Source organism: Streptomyces sp. LZ34, assembly GCF_053890475.1.
On the sequence record NZ_CM132680.1, the window covers coordinates 9,174,922 to 9,186,961 of the forward strand.

The window sequence follows — 12,040 nt, forward strand, 5'->3', positions numbered from 1 at the left end:
GGCGGCTCTCAGCGTGCCGCCGTCGTCTCCAAGTGCTTGCGGTTCAGCCACTTGGGCAGCCCCGGCGCCTCCAGGAAACCCTCGGCCCGCGCCGCGGCGATGCCGATCCGCGGCAGGTCGGTGCTCTTCTCGAAGAGCAGGTAGCGGGGCTCCCAGATCGGCCGGTACTTGGCGTTGGCGCGGTAGAGCGACTCGATCTGCCACCAGCGGGAGAAGAAGCTGAGCAGCGAGCGCCACAGCCGCAGTACGGGGCCGGCGCCCAGCCTGGACCCGCGCTCGAAGACGGACCGGAACACCGCGAAGTTCAGCGAGATCTGGTCGGCGCCGACCTCTTTCGCCCGCTGGATCAGCTCCAGCACCATGAACTCCATCAGCCCGTTGTCCGAGTCCCGGTCGCGCCGCATCAGGTCCAGGGAGAGCCCGTGCGAGCCCCAGGGCGCGAAGCTGAGCAGCGCGCGCGGACTGCCGTCGTGGTCCGCGCAGTCCAGCAGCACACAGCGGCCGTCGGCGGGGTCGCCGAGCCGGCCGAGCGCCATGGAGAAGCCGCGCTCGGTCTCGCCGTCCCGCCAGTCGTCGGCGAGCCGCAGCAGCTCGGCCATCTCCTCCTCGGGGATGTCCTCGTGGTGGCGGATGCGGACCGTGTAGCCGGCGCGCCTGACGCGGTTGTAGGCCTGGCGCACGGTGCGCATGGCGCGCCCCTCCAGCGTGAACTCCCCGGTGTCGACGATCGCCTCGTCCCCGAGTTCGAGGGCGTCCAGGCCGTGTCGCGCGTACACCGTGCCGCCCTCCTCGCTCGCGCCGATCACGGCAGGGGTCCAGCCGTGCTCACGGGCCTCGGTCAGCCATCGGTCGATCGCGCCGGGCCAGGCCTCCGGGTCGCCGAGGGGGTCGCCCGAGGCGAGGGAGACGCCGCTGACCACCCGGTAGGTCACGGCGGACTTGCCGGTCGGCGACCAGATGACGCTCTTGTCGTGGCGCAGCGCGAAGTAGCCGAGCGAGTCGCGGTCGCCGTGCCGCTCGAGCAGCGCGCGCAGCCGTCGCTCGTCCTCCACGGAGATCGGGTCGACGACGCGGCGGGAGCGGAAGGCCGCGTACAGCACGAGCAGGAGCAGCGCCGTGCTCATGATGTTGATGGCCACGTTGGCCCAGCCCGGGGTCTCGATGCCCTCGATGTGGCCTTCCACGGTCGTGAGGGAGATCAGGCGCAGCACGCCGTAGTGCCAGCGGTCCAGGAACGAGGAGCGGTAGTCGTCGGGCGCGGTGTTGGTGACGGTCACCAGCGCGGTCGCCAGCAGCGAGCCGATCAGCAGCCCGCCGACGGCGACGGCGGCCGCGAGCTTCGGATTCGAGCGGTCGCCCTTGGCGTAGAACTCGCGGCGACCGATGAGCAGGGCGACGACGAAGGCGGCGGTGAGGCCCAGCGAGATCCAGTTCTGCGGGTGGCGGGCGACGGGCGGCCGGGTCAGGGCGAGGGCCAGCAGGGGGACGGTCAGCCCGCCGAGGACGAGGTTGAGGATCCAGGCGGCGCGCTTGTGGCGGCGCATGGTGATCGCCAGGAACATCGAGAAGGCGCCGGAGAAGAAGCCCGCGGTGAGGAGGTACGGGGTGAAGTACTGGTCGACGTTGTGGCGCTTGATGTCGTTGCCGAGGGAGACCCACATCGCGCCGAGGAAGTTCAGCGCGGTGACGGCGCGCAGGTACCAGACGGCGAAGGCGGCGGAGCGGCGCGGCCAGGGGCGGCCGCGCCGGGTGGCCTCCGCAGTCGGCTTCGAACGAACCTCTCCCATGCCGTGAGCATAGGTGCAGAGGGGTGCGAGGGGTGGGGCGGGCGTGGTCAGGTGATGTCGTCGGCCGCCGGGGCGTCGTCCTGCCCTTCGTCCTGCCCGTCGGCCCGCCCGTCGGCGCCCTCGTCGGGCGCCGGGTCGGTCCGCTCGGGCAGTTCCGCGGCGAGCGCCGCGGCCGCCCGCACCAGCGGCAGGGCCAGCAGCGCCCCCGTCCCCTCGCCCACGGTGACGCCGTGGTCGAGCAGCGGGTCGAGCGCGATCCGGTCGAGCGCCTTCTCCTGGGCCGGCTCGCCGCTGTTCTGCCCGGCCAGCCACCAGTCGGGCGCGCGGAACGCCACGCGCTGCGCGACGAGGGCGCAGGCCGCGGAGACCACGCCGTCGAGGATGACGGGGGTGCGGCGCACGGCGCTCTGGAGCAGGAAGCCGGTCATCGCGGCGAGGTCGGCGCCGCCGCTGGTCGCCAGCAGCTGCAGCTGGTCGCCGAGGACCGGGCGGGCGCGGCGCAGCCCGTCGCGGATGGCCGCGCACTTGCGCATCCAGGCGAGGTCGTCGATGCCCGCGCCGCCACGGCCGGTGACCACGGAGGCGTCGGTGCCGCAGAGCGCGGCGATCAGGGTGCCGGCGGCGGTGGTGCCGCCGACGCTCACATCGCCGAGCACGACGATGTCCGTACCCGCGTCGGCCTCTTCGTCGGCGATGGCCATGCCCGCGCGGAAGGCCTGCTCGGCCTCCTCCAGGGTCAGCGCGTCCTCGGTGTCGAGCCGGCCGGAGCCGCGCCGGACGCGGTGGCGGGTGACCTCCTTGGGGAGGTCGTCGGGGTCGCAGTCCAGGGACATGTCGACGACGCGCACGGGCACGTCGTAGTGGCGGGCCAGGATGGCCACGGGGCTCTCGCCGTCGAGTACGGCGCGTACGAGCCGGTGCGCGGTCCCGGCGGGACGGCCGGACACGCCCAGCTCCGCGACGCCGTGGTCGCCGGCGAACAGCACCACCCGCGGCCGCTCGACGGGCTTGACCGGCACCCGCTGCTGGGCGGCGGACAGCCACTCGCCCAGCTCGTCCAGGCGCCCGAGCGTCCCCGGAGGCAGCGTCAGCCGCTCCCGGCGCTCCTCGGCATCGCGCCGGACGCCGCCGTCGGGACGTTCGATCAGGTCGACGAAGTCATCGAGATTCAGACCGCTCACGGGCGGAACCCTACCGGGGGTACGCCGATGGTGTGGTGGGGGTGTGAGAGGGGGACCCCTCCCCGCTCTCGGCCGCTAGCGTTGCATGGTTCGGGTGTCGGCCCAGGAAGGGTCAGGAGGGGGAGCGGATGACCGGGACGGGGGAGGGCAGCCCGCAGGTCCGCGAGTACCGTGCGCCACTCGCGCTGTCGGTGTTCGTCATTGTCTTTTTCGGGGGCGGCGGCCTCACGGTGCTGGGGCCGTTCTTCGCTGGTGACGCGCCCATCGCCCTCGTGATCGTGATGGTCGCGGTGGTGGCTCCCCTGGTCCTCGTGCTGGTCGTCGTGGTCTGTGGGAGCGTGACCGTCGTCAACGAGGACCATGTCGCCGTCCGTAGACTGTTCCGGACCCGGAGGACGGCCTGGTGCGACATCCAGGGCATCGAGATCGAGGGCAATCCGGGCGCGATGGTCGATCAGACGCAGCCCACGGGGATCGTCGTTGTCCACCACCGCGACGGTCGAAGGATCACGCTTCCCCATCTCCACGACAGGCGCGGGCTGTCGGTGTACCAAGAAGTGTCTGCCATGCGCGAGATGTGGGAGCGGCGGCGCGGCGAGGACTGGACGCCGCGGCCCGGCGCCGAAGCCGCGGTGGCCGAGGCAGAGGCGCGGACGAGGACCGCGGGCACGGTCATGGCCGCGGGCGCGCGCGGCGGGGCCGCGGCGGCGGGGACGGTTGGCGTGCTGGCCGTGTGCTTCCTGATCTCGATGTTCACCGGTGCGCTGGATGCCCTGCCGGAGATTCCCGAGGGGCTGTTCATCGGGGTGTTCACGGGCCTGCCTGTGGTGGCCTTCGCAGCGGCCTTCGCGATCTCCATCGCCCGTGACCGGCGCCGGTAGGCGCCCGGCCCCGGTGGTCAGCCCCGCAGGGGGAGTGCCTGGCCGGCCACGACCAGGAGGACTTGTTCGCACTCGGCCGCGAACGCCGCGTTCAGGCGGCCGAGTTCATCGCGGAAGCGGCGCCCCGACGCGGTGGCGGGGACCACGCCGGAGCCCACCTCGTTGCTGACGGCGACCACCGTGCGGGGGGTGGCCCGGAGGGCGGAGACGAGGGCGTCCACGCGTTCGTGGAGGGCGCGCCTGCCGCCGTGGGTCCAGGTGTCGTCGTCCCAGGCACCGACGGAGTCCATCGCGTCGGTGAGCCACAGCGCGAGGCAGTCGATCAGCAGCGGCCCGCCGTCCTGGGCGAGCAGCGGCGGCAGGTCGCAGGTCTCGGTGGTGCGCCAGGAGCCGGGACGGCGCTCGCGGTGGGCGGCGATGCGCGCGGCCCAGTCGGGGTCCCCGTCGCGGGTGCCGCCGGTGGCCACGTAGAGGACGTCGGGGAGGGCCGCGAGCCGCCGTTCGGCCTCCAGGGACTTGCCGGAGCGCGCGCCGCCCAGGACGAGGGTGCGGCGGGGCAGGTCCGGCACCGCGTGGTACTCGCCGACGACGACCGTGTCGCCGTCCGGTACGGCGCGCGCGCCCGCCGCCGCGAGCCGGCGGTGCAGCTCGGGGCCGGGCGGGACGGTGTGGTCGAGGTGGACGGCGAGGACGTCGGTGGTCGGGCCGACCGCCCCCGCGGCACGGAGGTGGGCCAGCGCGCCGGGGCGGCCGAGGACGTCCAGCAGCACCATGTCGTAGGGCTCGGCGGGGGCGGCCAGGCCGGCCGGGGCCGCGCCGGGCGGGAGGTAGAGCAGGCGGGTGGAGTCGGGGCCGGTGACCTCGTAGCCGGTGCCGGGGGTGTCCAGCGGGACGGCCCGTACCCGGTGGCCGCTGATCAGGGCCAGCTCGCGGCCGTCGGGGACCCGGCCCGGCGCGGGCAGCCCGGCGGGGAACTCGACGGCCGGGCCCTCGTGCGGGTGTGAGAGGAGCACCTGTACGACGCCGGTCAGGGAGTATCCGGCGCGCGCGGCGGCGAAGGCCGCGCCGGGGGTGAGGTCGAGGAGCAGCGCGCCGTCGATCAGCAGCGCGGTCGCGGCCCGCGCCTCGTCGCCGACGGCGGTGGCGCAGGCCGCGCAGGGGCAGCCGTGACGGGGCAGCCCGGCGGGGGCCCCGGTGCCCAGGAGAGTGAGTTCCACGCCCCGATCGTCTCGCGTCCCGGTGCGGCGGGCGCGCCCAGGTCACCCCGTCGGGAGTGATCAGTCGCCTAGGCTGCTGGGCAGACATCATGTGACCGGCGGGATGGAGGAGGCGGACATGGCATGGACGTGGCGGTTCGAGAAGTCCGACGGTACGGAGACGAAGCCCGCGGTGCAGCCCGACGAGTTCCCTACGCAGGGGGACGCCGAGTCATGGATCGGAGAGGAGTGGAAGGCCCTGCTGGAGGGAGGGGCGGAGCAGGTGACCCTTTTCGAAGACGGGTCGAAGATCTATGGGCCGATGAGTCTGCAGGCCGAGCAGGGGTGAGCTGAGAGTGCGCGGCTGACTCAGCCGCGCACTCCGCACAGGTGCAGCAGCGCCGCCACCGCGCGGTAGGGGTCCGTACGCCCGGCCCGGTCCTCCGCCGCCAGCAGCCGGTCCCAGTCGTCCGGGGCCGGGGTGTCGTCGGGGGCCGGGTCGGTGAAGACCCGCACGCCGTACCAGGTGTGCAGCGGCGCGCCGATCGCGGTGAGCGTGGTGGTCAGCGCCTCGCGGTGGTCGGCGCGGGCGGTCAGGCCGATGCGGTCGGTGTACGCGGGGGAGTCGAAGGCGGCGAGCGCGGCGCCCCAATCCCCCGAGAGCCCCGGCCGCAGCGCGAGCGCGTCGGCGTTGCGGACCAGGAGCGAGAGCAGGCCGCCGGGGGCCAGGACCCGGGCCAGGGCGGCGAGCATCGGGTCCGGCTCGGGCACGTACATCAGCACGTCATGGCACAGGACGACGTCGAAGGCGCCCGGCAGGAAGTGCGCGCCCGTGTCCCGGCCGTCGCCCTCGATGAGGCGCATCCGCTCCCGGATGCCCTCGGGCTCGCGCGACAGGGCCGCGCGGACCGCGTCCAGCATCGCCGGATCGGACTCGAGCCCGGTGACCTCGTGGCCCGCCCGGGCCAGCCGGAGGGCCTGGGTGCCCTGGCCGAGGCCGACGTCGAGTACGCGCAGCCGCCGGCCCACCGGGAAGTGGGCCGCGATCCGCTCGTCGAGCTGCCGGGTGACCAGCGCCTGCCGGACGGTGTCGGGTAAGGCCCCGAGGCCGCTCGGCCGGCCGCCCGCCCCGCCCGCGAAATCGGAAGTGGCCGTGAAGCTCAGGGCCGCTCTCCGCGCTTGACCTGCGGCTTGGGCAGCCGCAGGCGGCGCATCTGGAGCGTACGCATCAGGGCGTACGCCACCACGCCGCGCAGATTCTCGTCGGGGAACCGCTTGCGCAGCTGACGCTTGAGCTGGATGCCGAGGACGACCGAGTTGACGACGATCAGCAGGATGACCAGCATCCAGAGCAGCAGCACATAGGTCTGCATGGCTCCGGCCTGGATCATGCTGAGGACCAGGATCACCACGGCCAGCGGCAGGAAGAACTCCGCGACGAAGAAGCGGGAGTCCACATAGTCACGGGCGAAGCGCCGCACCGGACCCTTGTCACGGGCCGGCAGATAGCGCTCGTCGCCGCCGGCCAGCGCCTCGCGCTGGCGCGCGAGGTCGGCGCGGCGGGACTCGCGCTGGCGCCGCGTCGCGTCCTTGCGAGTCATCTTCGAATTCGCCAGGCTGCGGCGCTGCGACTGGGCGTCGCTGCGCTTGGGGGTCGGGCGGCCCTTGGGCGCCTGCGGGTCACGGGTCTGCTGCGGCTGGTCCGCGATCACCTTGGCGGTGGCGGCCTGCTCGTCCTTTGAACGGCTACGGAACACAAAGCCCAAGGGTACGGGTTTGGTGGTGTGGGCCCCAGCCCCTGGGGGAACGATCCGGCAACGGCACCGCGCTCCTCCTTGCGCCGGAGGCGCCCGGGAGTCTGATCGTCCTGGAGGAGGAGCGCGAGCGGGTCCGAACAGTGCGGTAATGGATACAGGGCCCGTAGGCTGGGTCTGTTGGATGTGCTGGAGCCGGTAGTCCGTAGTCCGTAGTCCGTTAGAAGGGGGCGCGCGAGGCCCATGAGCGGTGTCATGAAGCGTATGGGAATGATCTTCCGCGCGAAGGCCAACAAGGCCCTGGACCGGGCCGAGGACCCGCGCGAGACCCTTGACTACTCGTACCAGAAGCAGCTGGAGCTGCTGCAGAAGGTGCGGCGCGGCGTCGCCGACGTGGCCACCTCCCGCAAGCGCCTGGAGCTTCAGCTCAACCAGTTGCAGAAGGAGTCCGACAAGCTCGAGGGCCAGGGGCGCAAGGCGCTCGCGCTCGGCCGGGAGGACCTGGCGCGCGAGGCGCTCTCCCGCCGTGCCGCGCTGCAGCAGCAGGTCACCGACCTGGAAACGCAGCACCAGACGTTGCAGGGCGAAGAGGAGAAGCTGACCCTGGCCTCGCAGCGGCTGCAGGCCAAGGTGGACGCCTTCCGTACGAAGAAGGAGACCATCAAGGCCACCTACACCGCGGCCCAGGCCCAGACCCGGATCGGCGAGGCGTTCTCCGGCATCTCCGAGGAGATGGGCGACGTCGGCATGGCGATCCAGCGCGCCGAGGACAAGACCGCGCAGCTGCAGGCCCGGGCCGGTGCCCTCGACGAGCTGATGGCCTCCGGTGCGCTCGACGACCCCTCCGGCATGGCCAAGGACGACCTCGCCGCGGAGCTGGACCGGATCTCCGGCGGCTCGGATGTGGAGCTGGAGCTTCAGCGGATGAAGGCCGAGCTGGCGGGCGGCGCCCCGCAGCAGGCCATCGAGAGCGGGGAGAAGCAGGAGCAGTCCCGCCCCAATATGGACAAGTAGGCAGGCAGGTCACCCGCGCCCCGAAGGAGGTCGTCATGATCGTACGGATCATGGGGGAGGGGCAGCTGCGGGTGGACGATTCCCACCTGTCCGGGCTGAACAAGCTCGACGACGAGCTGCTCGCCGAGGTGCAGAGCGGCGATGAGGACGGCTTCCGTCGCACGCTCGGCGCGCTGCTGGACGCGGTGCGCTCACTGGGCGAGCCGCTTCCCGACGACTCGCTGGAGCCGTCGGAGCTGATCCTGCCCACCCCGGACGCGACGCTCCAGGATGTCCGGGCGATGCTCGGGGACGACGGCCTCATCCCGGGCTGAGACGGCGCGCGGTGGCGCAGCGCTTACGGTTGGATGCCGTGACTCCCCTCGCCGTCGGGCCAGGCCTGGCCCGTCCATACCGCTGGCTGATCGCGCATCCGCGGGCGCTGGACGCGCTGCTGGCCGTGGTCGCCTTCGCGCTGATGCTGATCGGCGCGGCCGCCAGCCCGCACGCCGGCCGCCACCCGGCCGACCCGATCGACCCGGCCTTCGTCCTGCTGGCCGCGCTCGCCGCGGCCGCGCTGGTGCTGCGCCGCAGATTCCCGATCGGCGTCCTCGCGGTCACCACCGCGCTCACCGTCGTGGAGGTCGTCACCGCCCATGACGGGCCGCCGCGCACCTCGATCGTGTTCGGCGTCGCAGTGGCCCTGTGCACCGTCGCCGCGCGCACCGACCGGCCGACCACGCTGCGGGTCGGCCTCACCACCGTCGCCCTGCTCACCGGGACCGCGATGCTCTTCGGGGTGCACCCCTGGTACGCGCAGGAGAACTTCGGCATCTTCACCTGGACCGGGCTGGCCGCCGCGGCGGGCGACGCGGCGCGCAGCCGCCGCGCCTATATCGCGGCCATCGAGGAGCGTGCGGTGCGGGCCGAGCGGACCCGCGAGGAGGAGGCCCGCCGCCGGGTCGCCGAGGAGCGGCTGCGCATCGCCCGCGAGCTGCACGATGTGGTCGCCCACCACATCGCGCTGGTCAACGTCCAGGCCGGGGTCGCCTCGCATGTCATGGACAACCGCCCGGACCAGGCCAAGCAGGCGCTCGCGCACGTACGGCAGGCCAGCCGCTCGGCGCTGGACGAGCTGCGCGCCACCGTCGGCCTGCTGCGGCAGTACGGCGACCCCGCCGCGCCCACCGAGCCGGCCCCGGGACTCGCGGTGCTGGACCAGCTCGTCGACGGTTTCGTCAAGGCCGGGCTGCGGGTGGAGGTGGAGGCGGTCTCCCGGGACGGGCTCGGCCCGCTGGCGGCGTCCGTGGACCTCACCGCCTACCGGATCGTCCAGGAGGCCCTGACCAATGTGCACAAGCACGCCGGGCCGGACGCCAAGGCCCAGGTCCGTATCGTGCGCACCTCCGCCGTGCTGCTGATCACGGTCGACGACGACGGCCCCTGCGCCGAGCAGCCCCCGGCGGAGGATCCCGGCGGCGGACACGGGCTGATCGGGATGCGGGAGCGGGTCGCCGCGCTGGGCGGCAACTGTGAAGCGGCACCCCGGCCGCAGGGCGGTTTCCGGGTCCGGGTGAGACTGCCCTTGCAGGCGCGGAGAGGGGAGCCGCGTAAACAGGGGGGACAAGGGGGCGAAGGGGGCGAAGGGGACTCATGACGATCAAGGTGCTGCTGGCCGACGACCAGGCGCTGCTGCGCAGCGCGTTCCGGGTGCTGGTGGACTCCGAGCCGGACATGGAGGTGATCGGCGAGGCGTCGGACGGCGCCGAGGCCGTGGAGATCGCCCGCGACCGGGGCGCCGATGTGGTCCTGATGGACATCCGGATGCCCGGCACGGACGGGCTGGCCGCCACCCGCATGATCAGCGAGGATCCGCGGCTCGAGGCCGTCCGGGTGGTGATGCTGACGACCTTCGAGGTGGACGAGTACGTCGTGGAGTCGCTGCGGGCCGGCGCGAGCGGCTTCCTGGGCAAGGGGGCCGAGCCCGATGAGCTGCTGGCCGCGATCCGGATCGCGGCGGCGGGGGAGGCGCTGCTGTCCCCGGCCGCCACGAAGGGGCTGATCGCCAAGTTCCTGGCGCAGGGCGGCTCGCGGGACGGGGAGGCCGGGGCGTATGACGCGGCGCGGCTGGACGCGCTGACGGGGCGGGAGCGCGAGGTGCTGGTGCAGGTCGCGGGCGGGCTGTCCAACGACGAGATCGCGGCGCGGCTGGAGGTCAGCCCGCTCACGGTCAAGACGCATGTGAACCGTGCGATGGCCAAGCTCGGCGCCCGCGACCGGGCGCAGCTGGTGGTGATCTCGTACGAGACGGGGCTGGTGCGGCCCCGGGTGTGAGCGGGCAGGCCGAGGGCCCGGGGGGTTTCCGCCTCCGGGCCCTCAGGTGCCTGTTGCGTCAGGCGTCTGTCGCGTCGGGTGTCTGTCGCGTCAGGTGTCCGTTACGGCAGGGCCAGCATGCGCTCGAGGGCGAGCTTGGCGTAGGCCTCGGTCTCCTTGTCGACCTGGATCCGGTTGACGACCTTGCCGGCCGCGAGCGACTCCAGGGACCAGACCAGGTGCGGCAGGTCGATCCGGTTCATCGTGGAGCAGAAGCAGACCGTGCGATCGAGGAAGACGATCTCCTTGTCCTCGCTGGCGAAACGGTTCGCCAGGCGGCGGACGAGGTTCAGCTCGGTGCCGATCGCCCACTTCGAGCCGGCCGGCGCGGCCTCCAGCGTCTTGATGATGTGCTCGGTCGAGCCCACGTGGTCCGCCGCCGCCACGACCTCGTGCTTGCACTCGGGGTGCACCAGGACATTGACGCCCGGGACGCGCCCGCGGACCTCGTTGACGGAGTCCAGCGAGAAGCGGCCGTGCACCGAGCAGTGCCCGCGCCACAGGATCATCTTGGCGGCGCGCAGCTCGTCGGCGGTCAGCCCGCCGTTCGGCTTGTGCGGGTTGTAGACCACGCAGTCGTCCAGGGACAGACCCATCTCGCGCACCGCGGTGTTGCGCCCGAGGTGCTGGTCGGGCAGGAAAAGAACCTTCTCGCCTTGCTCGAAGGCCCAGTCCAGCGCCCGCTTCGCGTTCGAGGAGGTGCATATGGTGCCGCCGTGCTTGCCGGTGAACGCCTTGATGTCGGCGGAGGAGTTCATGTACGAGACGGGCACCGTCACCCCGGCGACCCCGGCCTCGGTCAGCACGTCCCAGCACTCGGCGACCTGCTCGGCGGTGGCCATGTCGGCCATCGAGCAGCCCGCGGCCAGGTCCGGGAGGATCACCTGCTGGCTGTCGCCGGTGAGGATGTCGGCGGACTCGGCCATGAAGTGCACACCGCAGAAGACGATGTACTCGGCGTCCGGCCGGGCGGCCGCGTCGCGGGCCAGCTTGAAGGAGTCCCCGGTGACGTCGGCGAACTCGATGACCTCGTCGCGCTGGTAGTGGTGGCCCAGCACGAACACCCGGTCCCCGAGCTCGGCCTTGGCCGCGCGGGCGCGCGCCACCAGGTCCGGGTCGGAGGGCGCGGGCAGATCGCCGGGGCACTCCACGCCACGCTCGCTCCTGGGGTCGGCCTCCCGGCCGAGGAGGAGCAGGGCGAGCGGTGTCGGCTGGACATCGAGGGGTTGGGCGGTGGTCACGTCACGCACCCTTCTTTCTTCGCGGGGACCCTTAATCGTCAAAATGACGCTATCTATCATAACTGCTTCATGTCAGTTTGACGATGCCCATCGCGTCGATGTGACGCATTCCAGAGCGCGGTGCACGTGTGCGAGCATGAACAGCGCAGGAAGAAAAGCGCCCGCCCCGGAATGAATCCGGGACGCCATTGGTTTGAGCCGACGGCAAGCAGTCCGTACGACCCGGGAGAGAAGCAGATGACCGTTCAGGACGAGACCACCGCGAGCGAGGGCATCATCCTGTCCGACGCCGCCGCGTCGAAGGTCAAGGGCCTGCTGGAGCAGGAGGGCCGCGACGACCTCGCGCTGCGCGTCGCCGTCCAGCCCGGCGGCTGCTCCGGCCTGCGCTACCAGCTCTTCTTCGACGAGCGTTCGCTCGACGGCGACGTCGTCAAGGACTTCGGCGGGGTCAAGGTCGTGACCGACCGCATGAGCGCCCCGTACCTGAACGGCGCCTCGATCGACTTCGTCGACACCATCGAGAAGCAGGGCTTCACGATCGACAACCCGAACGCCACGGGCTCCTGCGCCTGTGGTGACTCGTTCAGCTGAGGCGTTTTTCGTCCAGCCGCTGGACACCTTGATTCAGACGCCG

13 protein-coding genes are annotated in these 12,040 nt (G+C 72.4%); 7 read left to right on the top strand and 6 right to left on the bottom strand.

Going from position 1 to position 12,040, the window contains the following annotated elements:
• Positions 1-8: 8 nt before the first annotated feature.
• Together ACWY4P_RS39030 and cobT are read right to left on the bottom strand one after the other, a co-directional pair.
• Positions 9-1,787, bottom strand: coding sequence for a phosphatidylglycerol lysyltransferase domain-containing protein (locus ACWY4P_RS39030; protein ID WP_456205317.1), 1,779 nt, complete (start codon positions 1,785-1,787; stop codon positions 9-11).
• A 47-nt stretch (positions 1,788-1,834) separates the two neighbouring features.
• Positions 1,835-2,959, bottom strand: a complete 1,125-nt coding sequence (gene cobT, locus ACWY4P_RS39035) for a nicotinate-nucleotide--dimethylbenzimidazole phosphoribosyltransferase (protein WP_456213205.1) — start codon at positions 2,957-2,959, stop codon at positions 1,835-1,837.
• Positions 2,960-3,096: 137 nt separating this feature from the next.
• On the opposite strand from cobT, the gene ACWY4P_RS39040 reads away from it, so the two are divergent.
• Entirely contained in the window at positions 3,097-3,849 is a 753-nt protein-coding gene (locus tag ACWY4P_RS39040; protein ID WP_456205319.1) for a PH domain-containing protein, read from the top strand.
• 17 nt (positions 3,850-3,866) lie between these two features.
• On the opposite strand, the gene ACWY4P_RS39045 is transcribed toward ACWY4P_RS39040, so the two are convergent.
• Positions 3,867-5,066 (bottom strand): bifunctional adenosylcobinamide kinase/adenosylcobinamide-phosphate guanylyltransferase, encoded by a 1,200-nt coding sequence (locus tag ACWY4P_RS39045; RefSeq protein ID WP_456205320.1) that lies wholly within the window; start codon positions 5,064-5,066, stop codon positions 3,867-3,869.
• 118 nt (positions 5,067-5,184) lie between these two features.
• On the opposite strand from ACWY4P_RS39045, the gene ACWY4P_RS39050 reads away from it, so the two are divergent.
• Positions 5,185-5,394, top strand: coding sequence for a hypothetical protein (locus ACWY4P_RS39050; RefSeq protein WP_456205321.1), 210 nt, complete (start codon positions 5,185-5,187; stop codon positions 5,392-5,394).
• 20 nt (positions 5,395-5,414) lie between these two features.
• Here the strand turns inward: ACWY4P_RS39050 and ACWY4P_RS39055 are convergent, their stop codons facing one another.
• Positions 5,415-6,119, bottom strand: a complete 705-nt coding sequence (locus ACWY4P_RS39055; protein WP_456213206.1) for a class I SAM-dependent methyltransferase — start codon at positions 6,117-6,119, stop codon at positions 5,415-5,417.
• 86 nt (positions 6,120-6,205) lie between these two features.
• Complete coding sequence (locus tag ACWY4P_RS39060; RefSeq protein ID WP_456205322.1) at positions 6,206-6,802, bottom strand: DUF3043 domain-containing protein; 597 nt, start codon at positions 6,800-6,802, stop codon at positions 6,206-6,208.
• A gap of 240 nt (positions 6,803-7,042) precedes the next feature.
• On the opposite strand from ACWY4P_RS39060, the gene ACWY4P_RS39065 reads away from it, so the two are divergent.
• The 4 genes from ACWY4P_RS39065 to ACWY4P_RS39080 are packed head-to-tail and all read left to right on the top strand — an operon-like array spanning position 7,043 to position 10,126.
• Positions 7,043-7,813 carry a PspA/IM30 family protein gene (locus ACWY4P_RS39065; protein WP_456205323.1) on the top strand — a complete coding sequence of 257 codons (771 nt, stop codon included), beginning with the start codon at positions 7,043-7,045 and terminating at the stop codon, positions 7,811-7,813.
• 35 nt (positions 7,814-7,848) lie between these two features.
• Positions 7,849-8,127 carry a PspA-associated protein PspAA gene (pspAA, locus tag ACWY4P_RS39070; RefSeq protein ID WP_456205324.1) on the top strand — a complete coding sequence of 93 codons (279 nt, stop codon included), beginning with the start codon at positions 7,849-7,851 and terminating at the stop codon, positions 8,125-8,127.
• 29 nt (positions 8,128-8,156) lie between these two features.
• Positions 8,157-9,449, top strand: a complete 1,293-nt coding sequence (locus ACWY4P_RS39075; RefSeq protein ID WP_456205325.1) for a sensor histidine kinase — start codon at positions 8,157-8,159, stop codon at positions 9,447-9,449.
• A complete protein-coding gene (locus ACWY4P_RS39080; RefSeq protein ID WP_456205326.1) occupies positions 9,446-10,126 on the top strand; it encodes a response regulator transcription factor in 681 nt (226 codons plus the stop codon). The genes ACWY4P_RS39075 and ACWY4P_RS39080 overlap by 4 nt, the downstream gene beginning before the upstream one ends.
• A 101-nt stretch (positions 10,127-10,227) precedes the next feature.
• Here ACWY4P_RS39080 and nadA read toward each other — a convergent pair whose 3' ends face one another.
• On the bottom strand, positions 10,228-11,415 hold the full coding sequence (nadA, locus tag ACWY4P_RS39085; RefSeq protein WP_456205327.1) for a quinolinate synthase NadA: 1,188 nt from the start codon (positions 11,413-11,415) through the stop codon (positions 10,228-10,230).
• Positions 11,416-11,643: 228 nt separating this feature from the next.
• On the opposite strand from nadA, the gene ACWY4P_RS39090 reads away from it, so the two are divergent.
• Positions 11,644-11,997, top strand: coding sequence for a HesB/IscA family protein (locus tag ACWY4P_RS39090; RefSeq protein ID WP_311724667.1), 354 nt, complete (start codon positions 11,644-11,646; stop codon positions 11,995-11,997).
• Positions 11,998-12,040: the final 43 nt, after the last annotated feature.